Annotated in this window: 16 protein-coding genes; 11 read left to right on the top strand and 5 right to left on the bottom strand. The window is 70.6% G+C overall.

From position 1 onward, the window contains the following. Positions 1-2: 2 nt before the first annotated feature. The 3 genes from FOF48_RS14890 (at position 3) to FOF48_RS14880 (ending at position 3139) form a co-directional block, all read left to right on the top strand. On the top strand, positions 3-1313 hold the full coding sequence (locus FOF48_RS14890; RefSeq protein ID WP_143902001.1) for an adenylosuccinate synthase: 1311 nt from the start codon (positions 3-5) through the stop codon (positions 1311-1313). A gap of 143 nt (positions 1314-1456) precedes the next feature. After that, a complete protein-coding gene (locus FOF48_RS37535; protein WP_143901999.1) occupies positions 1457-2635 on the top strand; it encodes a lipopolysaccharide assembly protein LapB in 1179 nt (392 codons plus the stop codon). 63 nt (positions 2636-2698) lie between these two features. Then, positions 2699-3139 carry a PH domain-containing protein gene (locus FOF48_RS14880; protein ID WP_143901997.1) on the top strand — a complete coding sequence of 147 codons (441 nt, stop codon included), beginning with the start codon at positions 2699-2701 and terminating at the stop codon, positions 3137-3139. 18 nt (positions 3140-3157) lie between these two features. Here FOF48_RS14880 and FOF48_RS14875 read toward each other — a convergent pair whose 3' ends face one another. Continuing rightward, the gene (locus FOF48_RS14875; RefSeq protein WP_143901995.1) at positions 3158-3997 is read right to left on the bottom strand and encodes an FHA domain-containing protein; all 840 of its coding nucleotides are present in this window, start codon (positions 3995-3997) and stop codon (positions 3158-3160) included. 124 nt (positions 3998-4121) lie between these two features. Beyond that, positions 4122-4757 carry an outer membrane beta-barrel protein gene (locus FOF48_RS14870; protein WP_143901993.1) on the bottom strand — a complete coding sequence of 212 codons (636 nt, stop codon included), beginning with the start codon at positions 4755-4757 and terminating at the stop codon, positions 4122-4124. A 187-nt stretch (positions 4758-4944) separates the two neighbouring features. Here FOF48_RS14870 and FOF48_RS14865 point away from each other — a divergent pair, with 187 nt between their 5' ends. Continuing rightward, positions 4945-6147, top strand: a complete 1203-nt coding sequence (locus FOF48_RS14865) for a carbohydrate-binding family 9-like protein (RefSeq protein WP_143901991.1) — start codon at positions 4945-4947, stop codon at positions 6145-6147. Positions 6148-6163: 16 nt separating this feature from the next. Here the strand turns inward: FOF48_RS14865 and FOF48_RS14860 are convergent, their stop codons facing one another. Together FOF48_RS14860 and FOF48_RS14855 are read right to left on the bottom strand one after the other, a co-directional pair. Next, on the bottom strand, positions 6164-6424 hold the full coding sequence (locus FOF48_RS14860; RefSeq protein WP_143901989.1) for a hypothetical protein: 261 nt from the start codon (positions 6422-6424) through the stop codon (positions 6164-6166). Further along, positions 6421-8736 (bottom strand): DNA internalization-related competence protein ComEC/Rec2, encoded by a 2316-nt coding sequence (locus FOF48_RS14855; protein ID WP_255442177.1) that lies wholly within the window; start codon positions 8734-8736, stop codon positions 6421-6423. Before FOF48_RS14855 ends, FOF48_RS14860 begins: the two co-directional genes overlap by 4 nt. Positions 8737-9074: 338 nt before the next feature. Between FOF48_RS14855 and FOF48_RS14850 the strand changes: the two genes are divergently transcribed. Continuing rightward, positions 9075-9569: a CarD family transcriptional regulator gene (locus FOF48_RS14850; RefSeq protein ID WP_014398206.1), complete on the top strand. Its 495-nt coding sequence runs from the start codon at positions 9075-9077 to the stop codon at positions 9567-9569. Between the two features lie 111 nt (positions 9570-9680). Here FOF48_RS14850 and FOF48_RS36765 read toward each other — a convergent pair whose 3' ends face one another. Continuing rightward, positions 9681-11450, bottom strand: a complete 1770-nt coding sequence (locus FOF48_RS36765; protein ID WP_221938234.1) for an FHA domain-containing protein — start codon at positions 11448-11450, stop codon at positions 9681-9683. 172 nt (positions 11451-11622) lie between these two features. On the opposite strand from FOF48_RS36765, the gene cysS reads away from it, so the two are divergent. The 6 genes from cysS (at position 11623) to FOF48_RS14815 (ending at position 21142) form a co-directional block, all read left to right on the top strand. Next, positions 11623-13092, top strand: coding sequence for a cysteine--tRNA ligase (gene cysS, locus FOF48_RS14840; protein ID WP_143901987.1), 1470 nt, complete (start codon positions 11623-11625; stop codon positions 13090-13092). Positions 13093-13137: 45 nt separating this feature from the next. Then, on the top strand, positions 13138-14826 hold the full coding sequence (locus tag FOF48_RS14835; protein WP_143901983.1) for a M28 family metallopeptidase: 1689 nt from the start codon (positions 13138-13140) through the stop codon (positions 14824-14826). 79 nt (positions 14827-14905) lie between these two features. Beyond that, positions 14906-17068 (top strand): excinuclease ABC subunit UvrB, encoded by a 2163-nt coding sequence (gene uvrB, locus FOF48_RS14830; protein ID WP_186001910.1) that lies wholly within the window; start codon positions 14906-14908, stop codon positions 17066-17068. Positions 17069-17083: 15 nt separating this feature from the next. Further along, a complete protein-coding gene (uvrC, locus tag FOF48_RS14825) occupies positions 17084-19024 on the top strand; it encodes an excinuclease ABC subunit UvrC (protein ID WP_143901979.1) in 1941 nt (646 codons plus the stop codon). A 138-nt stretch (positions 19025-19162) separates the two neighbouring features. Further along, positions 19163-19681: a DUF507 family protein gene (locus FOF48_RS14820; protein ID WP_014398200.1), complete on the top strand. Its 519-nt coding sequence runs from the start codon at positions 19163-19165 to the stop codon at positions 19679-19681. 60 nt (positions 19682-19741) lie between these two features. Continuing rightward, positions 19742-21142 carry a hypothetical protein gene (locus FOF48_RS14815; protein ID WP_143901977.1) on the top strand — a complete coding sequence of 467 codons (1401 nt, stop codon included), beginning with the start codon at positions 19742-19744 and terminating at the stop codon, positions 21140-21142. Positions 21143-21252 lie beyond the last annotated feature (110 nt).

Genomic DNA, 21252 nt, shown 5'->3' with positions numbered 1-21252 from the left:
CCATGCCGAACGTCGTCGTCATCGGAGCGCAGTGGGGAGATGAAGGGAAGGGCAAGGTCGTCGACCTGCTCACCGAGCATGCCCAGGTGGTCGTCCGTTTCCAGGGCGGCAACAACGCAGGGCACACGCTGGTGGTCGGGGGACAGAAGACCGTCCTGCACCTGATTCCCTCGGGCATCCTTCACCCGGGCAAGACGTGTGTCATTGGCAACGGAGTGGTGGTGGATCCCGCCGTCCTTGTCGGGGAGATCGACGCGCTCAAGCCGCGCGGCTTCCTGAAGGATGACGCCCAGCTGCTCATCTCCGACAACGCCCATGTCATCTTCCCGTGGCACAAGCTGTTGGACAGCTTCCGCGAGAAGGCGCGCGGGGGCAGCGCCATTGGCACCACGGGCCGGGGCATCGGTCCGGCCTACGAGGACAAGGTGGCCCGCCGGGGCATCCGCGTGCGCGACCTGCTCCACCCGGAGCGCCTGCGTCGCCGCATCGACGAGCGCCTGCCCGCCGCCCTGGATGAGCTCAAGGAGCTCTGCGCCCAGGCGGGTGTGGAGGTGCCGCGCATCGAGACGCCGCAGGTCCTGGCGGAGTTCTCCGCCCTGGGCGAGCGGCTGCGTCCCTACGTGCACGACGTGTCGCTCTTCCTCTCCGAGCAGGTGCGCCGCGGCGCGCGCATCCTCTTCGAGGGGGCGCAGGGCACGCTGCTGGACGTGGACCACGGCACCTATCCGTTCGTCACCAGCTCCAACTGCGTGGCGGGCAACGCCGCGGTGGGCTCGGGCCTGGGGCCCACGGCCATCGACAAGGTGATGGGCATCAGCAAGGCGTACACCACGCGCGTCGGCGGAGGTCCGTTCCCCACGGAGCTCAGCGACGAGCTGGGAGACCGGCTGCGCAAGGTGGGCGACGAGTTCGGCGCCACCACGGGCCGGCCCCGCCGCTGCGGCTGGCTGGATGGCGTGGTGCTGCGCTACGCGGTGCGCGTCAACGGCCTCTGGGGTCTGGCGCTCACCAAGCTGGACGTGCTCAGCGGCATCAAGACGCTCAGCATCTGCAATGCGTACGAGCTGGATGGTCAGCGCGTCACGGAGCTGCCCGGTGACTACGAGGACCTGGCGCGCGTGAAGCCCATCTACGAGTCGCTGCCCGGCTGGGACGAGAAGCTCGCCGGCGTGCGCACCTTCGACGAGCTGCCGGAAGCCGCCAAGCGCTACGTGCGCCGGGTGGAAGAGGTCAGCGGTGTGCCCGTGGTGTGCGTCTCCGTGGGCGCGGATCGCGGCGAGACGGTGCTCCTGCAGAACCCCTTCCGCAGCTAGGAAGGATCGCGGATGCCCGGCGGGCTTGTGGGGAGGGCCTTCCGGGTCCTCGCAGGTCCGTCCGGGGCGCCGGTGTCCGCCGATGGACACCGGCGGTAGCGGTAGTGGTCCTGGCCCGCCGGGGGCGAGGACGGGAGAGGGACATGGTTCGCACGCGCAGGTTCCAGCTCGTGGTCTCGGCGGTGGTGTGTCTTGGCACGGCGGCGACGTCCGCCTGGGCGCAGGGCACGGGTGCACCGACTCCGACCGCTGAAGCGAAGCCGGCCGGTGCACCCGCCGCGAAGGCGCAGACTCCTGTCCCCGAAGCGAAGCCGGCCGTTGCCCCCGCCGCGAAGGCGCAGACTCCTGGCTCCGAAGCGAAGCCGGCTGTTGCCCCCGCCGCGAAGGCGCAGGCCCCTGTCCCCGAAGCGAAGCCCGCTGCCCCCGCCGCGAAGACGCAAGCTCCTGGCTCGGAAGCGAAGCCCGCTGCCCTGGTGTCGATGACGCAGGCCTCTGTCCCCGAAGCGAAGCCGGGCGCGAGGACGCAGGCCGCGGGGGCCGAAGCGCAGCCCGCCTCAAGGGCGCAGGCTTCTGCCTCCGAAACGCAGCGGGGGAGCCCCGAGCCCGTGCGCACGTCGCAGCCGGTGCTGGCGGCCACGCGGATCCGCGACGGGGATGCGCTGATGCGTGAGCGCCGCTACCGAGAGGCGGCCTTCGCCTTCCTCGACGCGGAGCACGCGGCGCCGGACCACGTGGAGGCGCGCTTCAAGCTGGGCAACGCGCTGGCGGTGCTCGGGTACTACGGGCGAGCCATCGAGGAGTGGGAGCACGCCTCGCGCCTCACCCAGGACGCGGCCATCCGCCAGAGCGCCCAGGACAACATCGCCCGGGCGCGCGCGAAGCAGGAGGAGTCCGGCACGTCGCCGCAGGCCACGGGCCAGGCTCCCGGTTCGGGTCCGGTGGCGGACACGACGAGAGCCCAGGCCCGTCGCGCCTACGAGCAGGGCGTCCAGCACATCGGCCAGCGCGCCTACGCGGCCGCGCTCCAGACGCTGACACAGGCCCTGCAACAGGAGCCGCTGCTGACCGTGGCCTACATCGCGCGGGGCAGCGCCAACATCGGGCTCAGGCGCTACGCGGAGGCCGCGGCCGACTATCAGTTCGCGCTGAAGCTGGAGCCGGACTCGGCCTCGCCGCTGTACGGGCTCGCCGAGGCGTACCGCGCCCTGGGCCGCAACCTGGAAGCGCGCGACCTCTATGAGCGCTATGCCCGCTCCACCGCCTCCGATGTCCGTCCTGAACTGAAGGAGGAATCCCGCCAGAAGGCCGAGCGCCTGCGCTGACCGCCTGGCAGGTAGGCGGACAGTCACTGCTGGAGGGGTTGTCCAGGCCACTATTTTGAGGTCATGGACGGACGCGAACGGACGGTGGAGGGGAAGCAGTCGCAGCAGGTCTTTCGCCCCCGGCGTGTGCTCGCCGCGGTGATGGCGGCCGCGGGCCTGCTGTGGGTCGGGGTGCTCGTCTACCTCTTCCACTTCGACGGCGTGCCGCTGGAGACGTTCCTGTCCGCGGCCTTCTTCGTCGTCTTCTTCGCGGTGTCGGTCACCTACTACGGGCGCACCCGCATCGAGGTGGACGCCCGGGGAATCACCTGCCGGGGCATGGTGCGCACCCGGCGCTTCTCCTTCGCGGACATCCGCAAGCTGGATGTGCTCCCGGGTCCCGTGACGGTCTACGCCATCCGGGGCAGCAAGGGCTTCGTGCACTTCACCAGTTTCTTCCGTCACCACCGGTACCTGGCTCGGCTCCTGGTGGAGCGCGCCGGCCTCTCCCCGCTGCCCGCGTGACGCCCGCGCCGCACAGCCTCACCCGGCCGCTGTCAGCGCGTAGGTGAGCACCAGTCCACTCAGGGCCAGCAGCACGCCCAGGGCGATGATCCACCCGTCCGAGCGAGGGGGCCTTCGTTCGGGAGGCAGCAGCGCTTGAGCCCCGTTCCGGGCCGCTGCCGCGTCCTCCACGGGCTCCGGAGCATCTGGGTTCGCGCCCGATGCATCATCGAACGCCGCCTGGAAGCGGAGCAGCGAGCGCCCCAACTCCACGACGTCGCCATCCGCCAGCCGCGCGGGCGCCTCCAAACGGACGCCGTTGAGGAACACGCCGTTGGGCGTGCCCAGGTCCTCCAGCACGAACCCCGAGTCCTCGCGGAGGATCCGCGCGTGCATCCGGGACACGGCGCGGTCGCGCAGCCGCAGCGCCACACCCTCGCCCCGGCCGATGTTCGTGCAGGCCTCCGCGAGCGCATGCGCGCGTCCGACGTCCAAGCCGGTCAGACAGGTGAGGGTGGCGGCGCGGGAGGGGCGGGTCTCCGAATCCGTCAGCAGGCCCTTGAGCACCGCGACGGTGCCCACGCCTCGCTCGGGGGCACCTGGCTCGGCGAGCACCCGCAGACACATGCCGTCGGGCAGGCCCAGCACCTCCCCTGGGAGCACCAGTCGCGCCACGCCGGGCAGCACGCGCACCGCGTTCACGGTGAAGCTGCGCACCGCCTCCACCATGAGGCGCTGGGATTCGATGCGCAGGGTCAACAGCCCTGGAGGCAGGCCCTCCAGGTGGACATGGTCCTCCGGGCCACCGCCCAACTGGTGGAGGCCTTCGGTCAGCTCGAACGGGGTGGGGGTGCCCAGGTGCTCGAATTCGAAGCGCATGCGAGTGCCCGGCAGCAAGCGTCACGCCTGCCGCCGGGCGCTGCGTTTTCGCGAGGTTGCCCGGGCGCTCCCATCCATCCCCGGCCCCCCATGTCCGGAGGACGGGACGGCGGACCGCCGCGCGCTAGAAGGTGGCGCCCAGGTTGAGGGTCCCCACGTACCGGCCGCCCTTGCTGAACGTCTCGTCGCCCCCGAGGTTCACATCGGATGGCGGCACCGCCAGGGCGAACTCCTGGTCGAACAGGAAGTTGTAGTTCACGCGCGCGTCGGCGGTGAAGCTGCCCATGTGCAGGCGCAGGCCCGCGCCCACCGGCACGTTGCCCACCGTGTCGTCCTGGAAGCCCGGGGCGAAGGCGCGCACGTTGTAACGGCTGATGCCCAATCCGCCCATGATGTACGGCTGCACGGGCGTGGCCGTCAGGCCCAGCGTCACCGCCGCCTGCGCGCCGTTGCGCACGATGTCCGGGCCATTCGTGTTCGTCGCCAGCACGCGGCTGTTGTTGAACTCGCTGATGGCGCCCGTGTAGCCCAGCTCGATTCCCAACACGTTCGTCGGCTTGATGGCCACCGTCACGCCGTAGGCCAGACCTGGATTGATCTGATCCCGGAGGACACTGGTGTATCCCTCCACGCCACCGCCCACGAGGAACGTGAGGCCCCTCATGTCCGAGGATCTGCGCAGCTCCGTTGAAGCCGCCTGCGCGGATCCCGCCGCCAGAACCGCGACCACCGCCGCGCTGGCAATCAGTCCCTTGCTCATGTCGTTCCCCTTGCCTGTGATGGACCGAAACATGGGGTGCCCTCGCGGCCACGCCAACAAGACCCCGGGGGCCCGCTGGCTCGGTCGCCCACCCTTGCGGACGGGTTGCCCACGCTGGGGAAGCGCGGTGTCCCCGCGTGGAAGAACGCTTCCCGGAAGGCGGGGAAGGGTAGACTCGGCGCCTTCGATGCGCCTCCGCCCCCTCGACCTCGCCCTGCTGATGTCCTCCCTCCTCTTCGTTGGCGCCTGCCGCGACGAACAGGCGGGCCCCGCCCACCGCACGCCCCGGCTCCCGGCGCCCACGGCGCCGCGGACGCTGGACGCGGCTCCGGACGGCCTCACCTACCGCGGCGGAGCCACCTTCGCGGGCGGCGCCGTCGTCTACCTGGGCACGCGAGTGACGCCAGAGCGCGCTCCGCCGGGGCAGCCGGTGCGGCTCTCGCACTACTTCCAGGCCGTGCGCGCGCCCCCGCAGGGCTTCCACTTCTTCGTGCACGTGGTGGATCCGGAGAGCGGCCAGATGATTGGCAACGCGGACCACGAATTCCAGGACGGCGCCGCGCCGCTGGAGACCTGGCCGGTGGGCCGGGTGCTGGAGGACGTGCACACCGTCACCATGCCGGCCGTGCCCGCACGGGTGGTGCTGGGCTTCTGGCGCGACGAGGAGCGGCTGGGGGTGGATGATCCGCGGCAGCAACTGGGGGACAACCGCGTGCGCGGCCCGCTCCTGGGCGGCGAGCCCCCCGCGCTGCCGGAGTACACCGTCACGCGCGTGAAGAAGGCGCCGGTGCTCGATGGCGTGCTCGACGACGAGGCCTGGAAGGGCGCGAAGCCGGTGACGCTCGTGGGCAGCTTCGACGGCCGGCCCGCGCGGCTGCGCACGCAGGCCCGGCTCGTCTACGACGACGCGCACCTGTACGTGGCCTTCGACGTGGAGGACCCGGACGTCTGGGGCACGCTGCGCAACCGCGACGACTCCATCTACGAGCAGGAGGTCGTGGAGGTGTTCCTCGACGCCAACGCCGACGGCCGCACCTACAACGAGCTGGAGGTCTCACCCCACAACGTCATCTTCGACGCGTACTTCCCCGCGCGGCGCCAGGGCATGGACCTGTCGTGGGACTCGGGGATGAAGACGGCGGTGAAGGTGCGGGGCACGCTGGATGACGCGTCGGACCGGGACGAGGGCTGGTCGGTGGAGATGGCCATCCCGTTCAACCGGCTCGCGGAGGTGCCGCACATCCCGCCCCAGCCGGGCGAGCGCTGGCGCTTCAACCTCTACCGGCTGGAGCACCACGACCGCAGGCAGGTGGAGGGCCAGGCCTTCTCACCGCTCTTCATCGGTGACTTCCACGCGCTGCCGCGCTTCGCGTGGCTCGTCTTCCAGTAATGGGCGCGGCCTGGGGTCAGGCGTGGGGCGAGATGTCCCAGGGCGCATCCGCGACGGAGCGCTCCGCCGGGTCGCCCAGGAAGCGCACGAACCCCTGGGACTCCAGCGTGTCGACGAGCTCCTCGGCCTCCAGCTCAGAGAACCGGTTCCCGCGCATGGCGAGCAGCATGTCGCGCATGAGGGACTTGCCGCGCAGATAGCCCACGGGCTCGCCAGGACCCAGCCGGGACTTCAGCTCGGCGGTCAGCTGCCGGAGATCAAGATCATCGGAGATCATCGCCCTCCAAGGTGGGCCTGCTCACCCCTCCCGGCAATGGGGAGGGGCTCCGGCGCGGCATGCGGCAGGAAGGACACCAGGCGGACGTCCTGCCCGTCGCTCTCCAGGGTCACGGCCCCATCCCGGTCGGTGCGCCAGCATTGGGTGCCCATGGCGCGGTAGCGCGCCTCCACCTCGGGGTGTGGAAAGCCGAACCGGTTGCGCCGGCCCACGCAGAACACCGCGTGACGGGGCCGTGTCCGCGCCAGCAGTGGCGCGGTGGACGAGGTGCGGGAGCCGTGGTGCGGGACCTTCAGCACCGTCACCGGCCCCAGCGCTTCTTCCAGGGCGGCCTCGCCGTCCTCCTCCACGTCGCCCGCCAGCAGCACGGTGACGTCGCCATGGCGCACGCGCAGCACCACGCTCCGGTCGTTCGCGCCCTCCATCAGCTCCCGGTCCACGGGAGGACCCAACACCTCCAGCGTCGCCTCGCCCAGCGCGAACGCGGGATGCCCCACCTGCACCTCCTCCACCCGGGCGCCCTTCGCCGCGGCCACGATGCGCCGGGACAGCGGACCGTCGGTGCTCCCCGCGGACAACCACAGGCGCTCGGTGGGCACCTGGGCCAATGTCGACACGAGCCCCAGCGCATGGTCGGGATGCGGATGGGACAGCACCGCGAGGTCCAGCCGTGAGACGCCCTCCGCCCGGAGGAAGGGCAGCACGAAGCGCTCCCCGGTGTCCGCGCCCTCCGGGACGCCCCCGGCGTCCACCAGCGCATGGTGCCCCTGGGAGCGGAGCACCACGGCGTCCCCCTGGCCCACCGACAGGAAGGTGATGCGCAGCGCGGGCTCCGGGGTGAGCGCGGGCAGCAGCAGGGCGCCCAGCACGGCGCCAGGGACGAGCACGCCCAGGAATCGCCACCGCCCAGAGCCAAGCGCCCAGCCTCCCAGCCCCACCGCGTACGCTCCGCCGAGCAGCGCCCCCAGCGCCGGCACCTCCACCGCCGCGAAGGGCACGGCCGCGAAGCCCCGCGTCAGCGCGAGAAGCAGCTCCGAAGCCCATGCGCCCGCCCACAGCACCGGCGTCGCCAGCGCGGGGGCGACGACGAAGAGGGCCGCGCCCCCCGCGGCGAGGCCGGTGAGCAGGCCACACAGGGGCAGGGCGACGATGTTGGAGACGAGCCCCACCAGGCTCACCCGTCCGAACGCCGCCGCGACCACGGGCAGCCCCACGAGCGTCGCCGCGGCGCTGGCGCAAAAGGTCTGCGCCACCGTCTCACGCGCCTGGGCGGCCCACCGCTTCAGCCGCCGGGGCTCCGCCGGCTCTGGCCGCGGGAGGGGCAGGGCCTCGCGCAAGGCGGGCGACAGCAGCACCAGCCCCAACACGGCGAGGAACGACAGCCGCAAGGACAGGTCCACGACACTCGAGGGCGTCCAGGCCACCAGCACCAGCGCCGCCAGCGCCAGCCCGTTGAGCCCATCCGCGCGCCGCCACAGCGCCAGCCCCAGCAGCACGGCCGTGGCCATCACCGCCGAGCGCACCGCGGGCGCCTGGTTCCCCGTGAAGAGCACATAGGCCCAGACGAAAGGCACCGCCGCCGGGGCCGCCACCCGCCGCGCCTCCAGCGTGCGCCACCGTCCTCCCAGCCACACCAGCCCGCGCCGCAGGAGCGCGAGCGTCATCAGCGCCAGCGCCGCCACGTGCAGCCCGCTGACGCTGAGCACATGCGCGAGCCCCGCCCGCGAGAAGGCGTCCTCCCAGGCCGCGTCCAGCTCCGCGCGCTGTCCGGCCGCCAACGTCAGGAACAGCGCCGCCGCGTCCGGTGAGGGCGCCACGCCATGCACCGCCCCCGTCAGCCGCTCCCGCACCGCCTCCAGCGCGAGTCGCCACTGCGGGGCAGGGGAGAGCGCCAGCACCCGTCCCGGGACGAACCCGCCCGTGAAGGCCACGCCCTGCCGCCGTCGCGCCGACGCGAAGTCCCGCTCGCCCGGATTGGAGGGAGGCGCGTCGGGCACGAGCCGGGCCTCCACCCGCACGCGCTGGCCAGCTTGCAGGTCCAGGCCCTCTCCCCGGCCGGAGAGGCTCGCGCGGAAGCGGGCGGGGACGTGGGGCCCTGGCGCCGGCCCGGCCCGGGCCACGGCGAGCCGCAGCCGGGTGGCGCCGTCGAACCGCTCCACCCGCTCCAACTCGCCTTCGAGCAGCGCGGCTCCGCCGTCCGCGAGTCCCGGGGGCACGTCGACCCGCGCCTCGAAACCGGAAAGCCCCGCGCCCGTCAGCGCCAGGGCGCCGAGCACCGCGAGATGGGCTCCTGGCCGTGGGCCAAGCGCCATTCCCATCAGCCCCAGGCAAAGCGCGCAGAGGAGAAATACCCCGGCGGCGCTCCCTGTTCCGGTTGCCCAGAGGGCGCCGAGCAAGAGGCTCAGCGCAGGAAAGAACAACGGACGCGCACCCAGGTCGCGCCACCCGAAACGAACCAACACCCACCCCCACCCACCGCCCAGTCCGTCTGGTAGCGCTCACACACCGAGCGACACCGCACACAAAATCGGACACCGTAGTGCGGCCCGCATCGGGTGGTCAAGGCGATTTCGTTGCCCGTGGATGTGGTTTGTGGTAGTAGTGGCGGGCTCGAAGGCCGGGGGCGAAGCTTTCTCCAAGGAGGCAGTTAGTGCAGACCAGCTTCAAGACTGGTGACAAGGCGGTTTATCCGGGCCAGGGCGTCGGTGAGGTCATGGGCATCGAGCACACCGAGGTCGCCGGGCAGCGCCAGTCGTTCTACGTGCTGCGCATCCTGGAGAACGGGATGCGGATCATGATCCCCATCAACAAGGTCGGTTCGGTCGGCCTGCGGGAGATCATCAGCGAGGAGGACGTCAAGCAGGTCTATTCCATCCTCCGGGAGAAGGACATCTCCGTCGACTCGACGACGTGGAACCGTCGATACCGCGAGTACATGGAGAAGATCAAGACGGGCTCCGTCTTCGAAATCGCCGAGGTGCTGCGCGACCTGTACCTGCTCAAGGGCGACAAGGACCTGTCGTTCGGCGAGCGCAAGATGCTCGACACGGCGCGCTCGCTGCTCATCAAGGAGCTGTCGCTGGCGAAGGACTGCTCCGAGGAAGAGGTCGAGTCCGACCTGAAGAAGATCTTCAACCTCGCCTGATTCGGTGGTTCGACGGGCAGGCCCACGTGGCCAGCCCGTCCGCATCCCGCGCCCCGGGTTCCCTCGCTGGAATCCGGGGCGTCGTGTTTCTGGAGGCCGGTGCCACCAGCCTTACGGCGTCGCGGGCGCCTGGGCATCGAGCAGGGTCAGCTGCGCGCGGGCCTCGGTGTTGGTGCTGTCGTATTGGAGGGCGGCGTTGAAGGCCTCGCGAGCGTCGTTGAAGCGGCGGGCGCGCGCGGCCTCCTGGCCCGTGTTGACGTAGAGGCCGGCCAGCTGACGGCGGAGCCCGGCTCCCTGGCGGCTCCAGCCTTGGGAAAGCTCCTGGTCCAGGCGCACGGCGACGCCGAGCGCGTCGAGCGCCCGGGGGCGGTCCTGCTTCGCCAGGGCGGTTCGCGCGGTGGCTTCGGCGGTCTGGAAGCGGGTGAGCTGCTGCACCAGGGGCGCGAGGTTCGCGCGGCGGGCCTGGGCCAGCGCGCCGGAGACGTCACCGGATTCGTAGCGGGAGAGGATGTCCGCGCGAAGGCGTTCATCTGGGGTGCCGGACGCCGCGGCGGCCACGGGCCCCCTGTGCATGGATCCAGAGGAGGCGTGGCCGGAACCCCGGGCCGCGTCCGAGCCGCCAGTCCCCGGCTTCGCGGAGCCCATGCCCCGTGCGATGTCCGAGGCGCTGGGGGACTCCTCGGCCACCGTGGACGCCGCGCGGGTGTGCTCGCCCCGTGCGATGTCCGAGGCGCTGGGGGACTCCTCGGCCACCATGGACGCCGAGCGGGTGTGCTCGCCCCGCACGATGTCCGAGGCGGCAGCAGAGCCCTCGCCCGTGTGCGGACCTCGAGTGGGGTGCGTGGCGCTCGGTGACGTGCTGCCGGCCTTCGAGGTCGCGGAGCTCCGCTGCATCCCCCGCGCAATGTCCGTGGCGCTGGGGGCGGAGTTCGCGGCCACGGGGCCCTCATGCAGGCGCTGGATGCCGTCCGACGCGCCCGGCGCCGCGCTGCCCTGAACGGTCCGACCGTCCTCCGGAGCGCCGGGGCCTGGCGCCTTCGCATCGGGGCCCCGTGCACCCTCCGCCGGTTCCGAGGCCTCCCGGGGCGCCCCGTCCTCGGTGGCGCGAACCTCCGTCGGCGGATCCGCGCGCGTGTCCTTCGTGGGCGTCGGGTCCGCGGGCGACGCGGCCGTCATCCGCATGGCCATGATGCTGATCAGCGCCGCCACCGCCGAGCCCACGACCGCCGCGGCCAGCGCCACGGCGACGCCACCCAACGGGCGCTTCGTCCTGCGCGGCAGGATGGGTTCCAGCGAGGTCGTGCTCACCGTCGGCCCGCCGCCCGCGCCGCGCACGCGCAAGGTCGCGTTGCCCAGGTTCAGCTCGTCGCCGGGCCGGATCTCCACCTCGCCCTTGATGCGGATGCGGTTGACGAAGGTGCCGTTCTGGCTGCCCAGGTCGCGCACCATGAACCCATTGCCCCTCCGGGTCAGCTGCGCATGGCGGCGGCTGATGGAGGCATGCTGGAGTCGCAGGTCCGACGTCGACGAGCGCCCCAACGTGATGGACCCCTGGCGCAGCGGCACGAGCTGCCCCGCGCCGGGGCCGCGCTCCACGTAGACGAACGCGGGCGTCATGCCGGGATCCGTATACTCCTTCGCCCAGTCGTACCGGGGGGACAGCTCCCGGTCGGACCTCGTCCGCTCGCCCGGCCCGCGCCGCTTCAGCTTCCGGGGGCCCGCCGGGTACTGCGGCACGCGCTGGGGACGCGGATCATCCGCCTGGAGGGGCGCCACCTCGTCGTCGTCGAACGGAAGCTCCTCCGCCGAATCATCCGAAGGCGCCTGCTGCCCGGGCGGACGGGGAGGGCGCGGCGGACGCTTGGGATTCGGCGGGGCCATGCGGGCCATTCTCCCAGGTTGCAAGGCCCCGAACAGGGCCCCACCGGCGTTTGCGCGGATGTCCGACGCTTCCAACGCCAAGTGCTGGCCTGTGTGCGACCCGGGATCCTAGAGTGTGCACCGCGCCGCGCAAGTCTCGCGCCCGCCTCGCACCCCAGGAGGACCCTCCACCGTGGCCCCCCCATCCATCCGGCTCTTCAACACGATGTCCATGCAGAAGGAGCCGCTGGAGCCGCTCGTGCCCGGCGAGGTGAAGGTCTACGTCTGTGGGCCCACGGTCTACAGCTACATCCATATCGGGAACGCACGCACCTTCACGTCGTTCGACGTGGTGGTCCGCTACCTGCGCTATCGCGGCTTCAAGGTGACGTACGTGCGCAACTACACGGACGTCGACGACAAGATCATCAAGGCCGCGCACGAGACGGGAGAGACGCCCGTGGCCCTCGCCTCGCGCTTCGTGGAGCTCTTCCGCGAGGACGCCCGCGCGCTGCACCTGCGCGAGCCGGACGTGTCCCCGCGCGTGAGCGAGACGATCCCCGAGATCATCGCCATCATCCAGACGCTCGTCGACAAGGGCTTCGCCTACGAGGCGAAGGGCGACGTGTACTTCGCCGTCAACAAGGACGACGACTACGCGAAGCTGTCCAAGCGCAACCTGGATGACCTGTGCCAGGGCGAGCGCGTGCAGCCCGGCGACCTCAAGCGCGAGCCCCTGGACTTCGCGCTGTGGAAGGCGGCGAAGCCCGGCGAGCCGTCATGGGACAGCCCCTGGGGCAAGGGGCGGCCGGGCTGGCACATCGAGTGCTCCGCGATGAGCGAGAAGTACCTGGGCCGCTCGTTCGACATCCACGGCGGGGCGCTGGACCTCATCTTCCCCCACCACGAGAACGAGATCGCCCAGAGCGAGTCCGCCACCGGCCAGACGATGGCGAAGTACTGGATGCACTGCGGCTTCCTGGACCTGGAAGGCGCGAAGATGTCCAAGTCGCTGGGCAACGTGGTGCGCCTGCGCGACGCGCTCGCCAAGGTGGACGCGGAGGCCCTGCGCTTCTTCTTCCTCTCCACGCACTACCGCCACCCGCTCAACTTCGGGGAGAAGTCGCTCCAGGACGCCGAGGGGCGCATGGAGTACTTCTACGAAACGCTGCGCAAGGTGGACGAGCGCGTGGCGGGCAAGGACTTCGGCAAGGGGCCGCTGCACGGCGACCCCGCCCGCTTCCTCACGGAGTTCGAGTCCGCCATGGACGACGACTTCAACACCGCGGGCGCGCTGGGCGCGCTGTCGGGTCAGTTCGGCCTGATGAACGAGCTCACCGACAAGCCGCCCGTGAAGGACAAGGCGCTGGTGGGCCGCACGCTCCAGGCGCTGCGCGAGCAGGTGCGGGAGATGTCCCGCGTCCTGGGCCTCTTCGAGGACGACCCGGGCGCGTGGCTGCTGCGCCGCCGCGACCGCGCGGTGCTCGAGCGCGGCATCGACGTGGCGGAGGTGGAGCGGCTGCTCGCCGAGCGGACCGCCGCGCGTGCCGCGAAGGACTTCGCCAAGGCCGACCAGGTGCGCGGAGCGCTCAAGACGCTCGGCGTGGACATCATGGACACGCCTGCCGGCACCTCCTGGAAGGTGGCGGCGCCCGCCGCCTGAAAACCCGCTGGGGGGCGCCCATGGGGCCGTGTTACGCACGGAAGCATGAGGCTCCTCCCGGCGCACCTCCCCGTCCTGTTCGTCGCCCTGTCCTCGGCCTCCGCCCTCGCGGCGGGCGCGCTCACCGTCACGCCGCAGGAGAAGGTGGCCGAACAGGCCATCACGCAGGACCTGCTCCGCGCGCACGTGCGGTTCCTGGCGAGCGACCTGCTGGAGGGCCGGGGCCCCGGCACGCGCGGCGACGCGCTGGCCCAGGAGTACATCGCCACGCAGTTCGAGGGCCTGGGCTTGAAGCCCGGCGCACCGGACGGCGGCTACCTTCAGCGCTTCGACCTGGTGGGCATCAACAGCCACCCGGGCGGGATGGCCTTCCAGGCGAAGGCGGGCCGCGTGGAGCTCAAGCCGCGCGAGGACTTCATCGCCGTGTCCGGCGTGCAGGCCCCCGAAGCGAAGCTGGACGCGTCCGAGCTGGTGTTCGTGGGCTACGGCATCGTCGCGCCGGAGTTCCAGTGGGACGACTTCAAGGGCGCGGACCTCCGGGGCAAGACGCTGGTCATCCTCAACAACGACCCCGAGGATGATCCGCGCCTCTTCGCTGGCAAGGCGCGCCTCTGGTACGGCCGCTGGGACTACAAATACGAGCAGGCGGCGAAGACGGGCGCGGCGGGCGCCATCATCATCCACACCACCCCCAGCGCGGGCTACCCGTGGCAGGTGGTGCGCACCTCGTGGACGGGCGAGCAGTTCGAGCTGCCCGCCGGAGACGCGCCCCGCCTCCAGGTGAAGGCGTGGACCACCGAGGACGCCACGAAGCAGGTGATGGCGCTGGCGGGCCAGGACCTGGACGCGCTGCGCGCCGCCGCGCAGAAGCGGGACTTCCGCCCCGTGCCCCTGGGCGTGACGCTGTCCCTGCGCCTCACCAACGAGGTGCGCCGCCGGCCCACCGCGAACGTGCTGGGCCTGCTGCCCGGCAGCGACCCCGCGCTGGCGAAGGAGGTGGTGCTCTACAGCGCGCACCATGATCACCTGGGCCAGAAGGACGAGGGCAAGCCGGGCGAGGACGTCATCTACAACGGCGCCCTGGACAACGCGGCGGGCGTGGCCGCGATGCTGTCGGTGGCCCGGGCCTTCACCGCGCTGCCCACGCCGCCGCGCCGCTCCATCCTCTTCGCCGCGGTGGCCGCGGAGGAGTACGGCCTGCTGGGCTCCGCGTACCTCGCCGGCCATCCGCCGGTGCCCCCGGGTCGCATCGCCGCCAACATCAACGTGGATGGCGGCAACGTGCTGGGCCGCACCCGCGACATCACCGTCATCGGTCTGGGCAAGTCCAGCCTGGACACCTTCGTCACCGCGATGGCCAGGACGCAGGGGCGCACGGTGAAGGCGGATCAGCTCTCCGACCGGGGCTTCTTCTACCGGTCGGATCAATTCAACTTCGCGCGGCAGGGCATCCCGGCCGCCTACTTTGGCAGCGGCATGGACTTCATCGGCCGGCCGGAGGGCTGGGGCCGCGAACAGCGCGGCCAGTGGGAGTCGAAGCACTACCACCAGCCCTCGGATGAGATCCGCCCGGAGTGGGACCTGTCCGGCGCCGTGGAGGACACCCGGCTGTTCTTCCTGGTGGGCGCCCAGGTCGCGAAGGCCCCCCAGATGCCCGTGTGGAACAAGGGGGACGAGTTCGAGGCCGCCCGCTTGAAGTCCCTGGAGGCGCTGAAGGGCGCGCCCGCGAAGTAGGGGGGCGCTCCGTCTTTTGCCAGACGGACATGCACGAAGGTTCAGTACACAGGCAGCGGGGATGTTAGATCTGTCCCCCATGCCGGAGTTCGAACTCGTCAGTGAGCACAAGCCAGAAGGCGACCAGCCGCGGGCCATCGGGGAGTTGACCGAGGGCTTGCTGCGGGGCGACCGCTACCAGACCCTCCTGGGCGTCACCGGGTCGGGGAAGACGTTCACCATGGCGAACCTCATCGCCAACGTGAAACGCCCGGCGCTGGTCATCGCGCACAACAAGACGCTGGCGGCGCAGCTGTACGGCGAGTTCAAGGGCCTCTTCCCGAACAACGCCGTCGAGTACTTCGTCTCGTACTACGACTACTACCAGCCCGAGGCCTACGTCCCGTCGACGGACACCTTCATCGAGAAGGACTCGTCCATCAACGACAACATCGAACGGATGCGCCACTCGGCCACGCACAGCCTGCGCACCCGCAGCGACGTCATCATCGTGGCCAGCGTGTCGTGCATCTACGGCCTGGGCGCCGCGCGCAGCTACGTGGACCTGGCCATCCGCGCCACCGTGGGCGAGGACATGGGCCGCGACGGCTTCATGCGCAAGCTGGTGGAAGCGCAGTACGAGCGCAACGACCTGGACTTCCACCGCGGCACCTTCCGCGCCCGGGGCGACACCGTGGAGGTGTTCCCCGCGTACGAGGAAGAGCGCGCCGTGCGCGTCAGCTTCTTTGGCGACGAGGTGGAGCGCATCACGGAGTTCGACCCGCTGCGCGGCCAGACGCTGGGCCAGCTGGAGAAGATCGTCATCTTCCCCGCCAGCCACTACGTCGCGGGCGCGGACGCGCGCCAGAACGCCATGCGCACCATCCGCGACGAGCTGGCCGAACAGCTCCAGCGATTCAAGGCGGAGGGCAAGCTCGTGGAGGCGCAGCGGCTGGAGCAGCGCACCCTGTTCGACCTGGAGATGATCGAACAGGTCGGCTACTGCAACGGCATCGAGAACTACTCGCGCCACTTCACCGGGCGCGCGCCGGGGGAGTCGGCCCCGTGCCTCATCGACTACTTCCCGCGCGACCTGCTGGTGCTCATCGACGAGAGCCACCAGACGGTGTCCCAGATTGGCGCCATGTACCGAGGCGACCGCGCGCGCAAGGAGACGCTGGTCAACTTCGGCTTCCGCATGCCCAGCGCGCTGGACAACCGGCCGCTGAAGTTCGGTGAGTTCGAGGAGATGGTCCCCCAGGCCGTCTTCGTCTCCGCGACCCCCGCGGAATACGAGCTCCAGAAGTCCAAGGGCGTGGTGGTGGAGCAGATCATCCGCCCCACCGGCCTCACCGACCCGGAGGTGGAGACGCGCCCCGCGGGCAACCAGGTGGACGACCTGCTGGAAGAGGTCCGCGTGCGCGTGTCGCGCAAGGAGCGCGTGCTGGTGACGACGCTCACCAAGCGGATGGCGGAGGACCTCACCGAGTACTACAGCGACGTGGGCGTGAAGGTGCGCTACCTGCACTCGGACATCGACGCCATCCAGCGCATGGCCATCATCCGCGACCTGCGCCGGGGCGAGTTCGACGTGCTCGTGGGCATCAACCTGCTGCGCGAAGGCCTGGACATCCCGGAAGTGTCGCTGGTCGCCATCCTGGACGCGGACAAGGAGGGCTTCCTCCGCAGCCACGTGTCGCTCATCCAGACCATTGGCCGCGCGGCGCGCAACGTGAACGGGCGCGTCATCATGTACTCGGATCAAACGACGGACTCCATGAAGCGCGCCATGGAGGAGACGACGCGCCGCCGCGACATCCAGCGCGCGTACAACGTGGAGCACGGCATCACGCCGCGCTCGGTGAAGAGCAACATCACGGACTTCAGCGAGAACATCCCGGACTACGACGCCGGCGCGGGCGCGCTGCCCATGGCGGCGGAAGGCGAGAACGACCTCCTGGAGCCCAAGGAGATCAAACGCCTCATCGCGGAGTTCAGCGCGGACATGCTCAAGGCCGCGGACGAGATGCAGTTCGAGAAGGCCGCGGAGTTCCGCGACCGCGTCCAGCTGCTCAAGGACATGGACCTGGGGCTCAAGCCCGCGTCGCGTTCGCTGCTGCGCGCGCCCCCCAAGGCGGTGGATCAGCCCGGCACCACCCCGAAGAAGGGGCGGGGACGGGGGCGGCCGTCGGGCGGCTCTTCTGGCGGGTCGTCGGGGGGGGCCTCGGGGCCCTCCGGACGTTCGCGGACGCGCAAGAGCTAGGAGCGAGGCCCCGCCATGGACATCCGGCTGCAGGAAAAGCTGGACGCGCTGCCCACCGAGCCCGGCGTGTACCTGATGAAGGACAAGCGCGGGCAGATCATCTACGTGGGCAAGGCCGTGAACCTGCGCAGCCGCGTGCGCAGCTACTTCAACCGCTCCGGCGACACCCGCGTCTTCGTGTCCCTCCTGGACACGATGCTGGGCGACCTGGAGACGGTGCTCGTCCACAACGAGAAGGAGGCCCTCCTCCTCGAGAACGAGCTCATCAAGAAGCACAAGCCGCGCTTCAACGTCCTCTTGAAGGACGACAAGCAGTTCATCTCCCTGCGCCTGGACCGCACCCAGCCGTTCCCCCGGCTGGAGGTGGTGCGCAAGTACGAGAAGGACGGCGCGCGCTACTTCGGCCCCTACTCCAGCGCGGGCGCCATCCGCGAAACGCTGCGCCTCATCAACCGCTTCTTCCAGCTGCGCACCTGCACGGACCACGTGCTGGCCAACCGCAAGCGGCCGTGCCTGCTCCATCAGATTGGCCGGTGCCCGGCCCCGTGCGTCTACCCGGTGCCCCCGGAGGACTACCGCAAGAGCGTGGACGAGGTGGCCATGTTCCTGGAGGGCAAGGCCGGAGAGCTGATTGAAGGCCTGCGCCTGCGCATGAAGCGCGCCGCGGTGGAGCTGAAGTTCGAGGAGGCCGCGCGGGTGCGCGACCAGCTGCTCGCCATCGAGCGCAGCCTGGAGCGCCAGAAGGTGGCCACCAGCGACTTCAAGGACCAGGACGTGTTCGCCTTCCACCGCGAGGGCGACCGCATCCTCTTCTACGTCCTGCACGTGCGGCAGGGCCGGCTCAACGGCGGCCAGGCCTTCCCCTTCGGCAGCCAGGAGTTCCCGGATGACGAACTGCTCGCCTCGTTCGTGAACCTCTACTACGACCAGGGCGGCTTCGTGCCGGAGGAGGTGCTCCTGCCCCTGGAGCCCGGCGACGGCACCGAAGGCCTGGAGGCCCTGCTCACCGAGCGCAAGGGCGAGCGCGCGCGCGTCTTCGTCCCCAAGCGCGGGGAGAAGCATGAACTGGTGAACATGGCGCTGAAGAACGCGGAGCAGGCGTTCGTGGAGAGGAAGCGCACCAAGGACGAGACGGACACGGTGCTGTCACGCCTCCAGTCCAAGCTGGGCCTGCGCAACTTCCCGCGCCGGATGGAGTGCTTCGACATCTCCCACTTCCAAAGCTCCTCCATCGTCGCGTCGCAGGTGGCCGTGACGGACGGGGAGACGGACAAGTCGCGCTACCGCAAGTACAAGATCAAATCCGTGGAGAAGCAGGACGACTTCGCCAGCATGTACGAGGTCATCACCCGCCGGCTCAAGCGCGGCGTGGAGGACGGGGACCTGCCGGACCTGCTGGTCATCGACGGTGGCAAGGGGCAGCTCGCCAGCGCGCACGCGGCCATGAAGGACCTGGGCGTGGAGGGGGTGGACGTGGTGGGCCTCGCCAAGAGCCGCGATCAGGACGTGTTCGACCGGGACGCCGAGAGCGCGAAGAGCCCCGAGCGCGTCTTCGTGCTGGGGCGCAAGGACCCCATCATCCTGCCGCAGAACTCGGCGGAAATGTTCATGCTCACGCGCATGCGCGACGAAGCGCACCGGTTCGCCATCACCTTCCAGGGCAAGTCCATGCGAAAGAGCGCCATGCGGTCGGCGCTGGAGGACATTCCCGGCGTGGGCGAAGGGCGGCGGAAGATGTTGCTGCGCCACTTCGGTTCTCTCAAGCGGGTGGGGGACGCCAGCATCGAGGAGCTGGCGGAGGTCGTGGGCCCGGCGATGGCCGAGCGCGTCCACGCGGGCCTGCACGGCGACCCCGAGGAAGACAGCGAGGACCCGGTGCGTGAGGCGTCCCTGGATGATGCTTCCGAACCCGCGCATGAAAAAGCGGATGGAGGGTCGCCACCGGGTACGGCATGATTAAGTTCCGGTTCGGACGCCGGGGGGGCTGGCCGCTGGAACCCGCGACGTTCCTAGGGTTTTTCATTGCGACCATGCTCGGCGCTGATTTATAGCGGCTGAAGATCCGAGCACGTTTGAAGAGGACGAGGGACCGACATGAGGCTGTATCCGAAGGTGATCCCGATCATCTCGCGCGAGGCCATTCAGCAGCTCATGCAGGACGGGGACATCGAGGTGGAGCCGATGCGCGTGGCCGACGCCGAGATGGACCTGTCCGCCATCATGCGCGAGTACCTCGCCAACGAAGAGCGTGTGAACCAGGCGACGCGGGAGGCCCTGGAGCGTCGAGGATATGACTACTCCAAGTTCAACCAGGTGAAGCGCGAGATGGCGGACGTGCGCGGCTTCAAGATGGGGGACGAGGGCATCGAGTACGTCATCAACCAGATGATCGAGTTCCTCCTCATCAGCCGGAACGTCGAGGAGGTCTACTCCCCGGACAACGTGCTGCGTCAGAAGATGTTCCAGGGCATGAAGAAGCACCTGGACGTGGACGACGAGATCGACCGGGAGGCCCGCTCGAGGCTGAAGCACCTGCAGGAAGGCACGAGCGCCTTCGACATCGAGTACAACAAGACCGTCGAGCAGATCCGCCGCGCTCGCGGCCTGATTTAGTCCGGGGCGTGCCACGGCCCGCTCCGCTGCCTACCTTCAAGTTCAAGGGAGGCAGCGTCGATGGCGGGTCCAATCACGAGCATCTTGCTGTCCGGTGTGCTGGCGGCGTCGCCAGGGGGCGACGGGGTCGCGTTCGAGGGCCGGAAGGCCAGCGCGAGGACCGAGCAGACGGACGGCTACTTCTTCGAAGGTCTTCTCCCGTTCAGTGACCTGACGGAGCGCGGTTCGGGGCAGGCGTCGCTCTCCGTGGAGGATCGCGTCGGAGTCCCGAACGCGACCTTCGGTGACAAGGCGCGGCTCACCGCGAGCCTGCGTGTCGGGGGCTCGGACTACCGGGTGGAGCTGACCCAGGTGGGCTTTCCCCCCATCCAGGCGATGTCGCGAGCGCCCGCCGGGCCGCTCCCCGGGCCGCCTCCGCACCTCATCGAAGGCGGCGTGATGATGGGCACGCCCATCTACGGCGAGACGGGCATCGGGTGGCGCGCGACGACGCGTGCGCACGCGGCGATGGCCGTGTGGGGCATTGGCAGCGTGTGGCGCAACGGGGCGCTGCTGACGGACTCTGCGCTGGTGCATGCGGCGGCGCTGGATGCGGGCACCTTCGCGGACGACGACACCGCGAGGCTGTTGCGCGAAGCTCGGCCGGGCGACACGGAGCTGATGGTGGTGGTGTGGAATCTGCCGCCGCAGGCCGAGCCGCGGGGTTACCTCCAGTTCCTCTACGACAACGTGTCCATCGAGGTGGACGGGGTCACGCTGCCCTCCGTGGCGGTGATCCCGACGACGGGGGAGTTGCCCCTTTCGCTCGTGGGGCTCACGCCGGTGGCCCCGACGGCGTTCCCCGCGGCGGTGGCACCGATGTCACCACCGCGCTTCGCTCCGGCCACCGAGGGCAAGGGAGGCAGTGGGACGGTGGGCACGGTGACGTCCGAACCGACCCTGGGGCCGACGACGGGGACGGTGGAGACGCCGCCAGTCGCGCCGCCCTCGCTGCCCGCGCCCGCGCCCGCGACGTTCAGCGGTTCGTTCTCCGCCGCGGCGCCGTCCAACCCGCCTGCGATTGTTTCGGGGGTGGAGCCGGGCTCCACCGCCACGGTGGGGCCGGGGACCTTCGCCACGCCTCCCACGGTGGCGGGCGTGTCCGTGGGCGGTTTCACGACGCCGCAGGTGTCCGCGCCGGACTTCAATACCTTCCTGGGCACGGGTCAGGTGAGCCCGGGCATCATCTCCACGGTGCCGCCGCTGTCGCAGTCGTCGACCACGCCGCCGCCGCCCATCCTGGGGACTCCGGCGCCGCTCAACACGGGCACACCACCGCCGCTCCTGGGGACGCCCACGCCCTTGAACGCGGCGCCCAGCACGCCGTTGCCCTCCACGCCGGCCCCGGCCAACGCCGCGCCGGCCACGGGAGCCGCCGCGGCCCCAGCGCCCATCGGTGGCCCGGCGGCCCCCGTCCCCTGACGGGGATGAGGGGAGGACCGGACGCCACGGTCCTCCTCCGCGCCCCAACGTCGGGCCGGAGCCGCGGTTCTCCTCCGCGCTCCAACGCCGGGGCGGAGCCACGGTCCTCC

The organism is Corallococcus sp. Z5C101001 (assembly GCF_007352635.1).
Lineage (GTDB): Bacteria > Myxococcota > Myxococcia > Myxococcales > Myxococcaceae > Corallococcus > Corallococcus silvisoli.
The sequence above is the reverse complement of the archived record's forward strand: the minus strand, read 5'-3'. Positions and strand labels throughout refer to the sequence as shown.

Bases quoted from the DNA above. Each gene is read 5' to 3' on its own strand.
- FOF48_RS14820 (WP_014398200.1), top strand. From the start codon at position 19,163: ATGAGGCTGTATCCGAAGGTGATCCCGATCATCTCGCGCGAGGCCATT.
- FOF48_RS14835 (WP_143901983.1), top strand. From the start codon at position 13,138: ATGAGGCTCCTCCCGGCGCACCTCCCCGTCCTGTTCGTCGCCCTGTCC.
- uvrB (WP_186001910.1), top strand. From the start codon at position 14,906: ATGCCGGAGTTCGAACTCGTCAGTGAGCACAAGCCAGAAGGCGACCAG.
- FOF48_RS14855 (WP_255442177.1), bottom strand. From the start codon at position 8,736: ATGGCGCTTGGCCCACGGCCAGGAGCCCATCTCGCGGTGCTCGGCGCC.
- FOF48_RS36765 (WP_221938234.1), bottom strand. From the start codon at position 11,450: ATGGCCCCGCCGAATCCCAAGCGTCCGCCGCGCCCTCCCCGTCCGCCC.
- FOF48_RS14890 (WP_143902001.1), top strand. From the start codon at position 3: ATGCCGAACGTCGTCGTCATCGGAGCGCAGTGGGGAGATGAAGGGAAG.
- uvrC (WP_143901979.1), top strand. From the start codon at position 17,084: ATGGACATCCGGCTGCAGGAAAAGCTGGACGCGCTGCCCACCGAGCCC.
- FOF48_RS14875 (WP_143901995.1), bottom strand. From the start codon at position 3,997: ATGCGCTTCGAATTCGAGCACCTGGGCACCCCCACCCCGTTCGAGCTG.
- FOF48_RS37535 (WP_143901999.1), top strand. From the start codon at position 1,457: ATGGTTCGCACGCGCAGGTTCCAGCTCGTGGTCTCGGCGGTGGTGTGT.
- FOF48_RS14880 (WP_143901997.1), top strand. From the start codon at position 2,699: ATGGACGGACGCGAACGGACGGTGGAGGGGAAGCAGTCGCAGCAGGTC.
- FOF48_RS14870 (WP_143901993.1), bottom strand. From the start codon at position 4,757: ATGAGCAAGGGACTGATTGCCAGCGCGGCGGTGGTCGCGGTTCTGGCG.
- FOF48_RS14865 (WP_143901991.1), top strand. From the start codon at position 4,945: ATGCGCCTCCGCCCCCTCGACCTCGCCCTGCTGATGTCCTCCCTCCTC.
- FOF48_RS14860 (WP_143901989.1), bottom strand. From the start codon at position 6,424: ATGATCTCCGATGATCTTGATCTCCGGCAGCTGACCGCCGAGCTGAAG.
- FOF48_RS14815 (WP_143901977.1), top strand. From the start codon at position 19,742: ATGGCGGGTCCAATCACGAGCATCTTGCTGTCCGGTGTGCTGGCGGCG.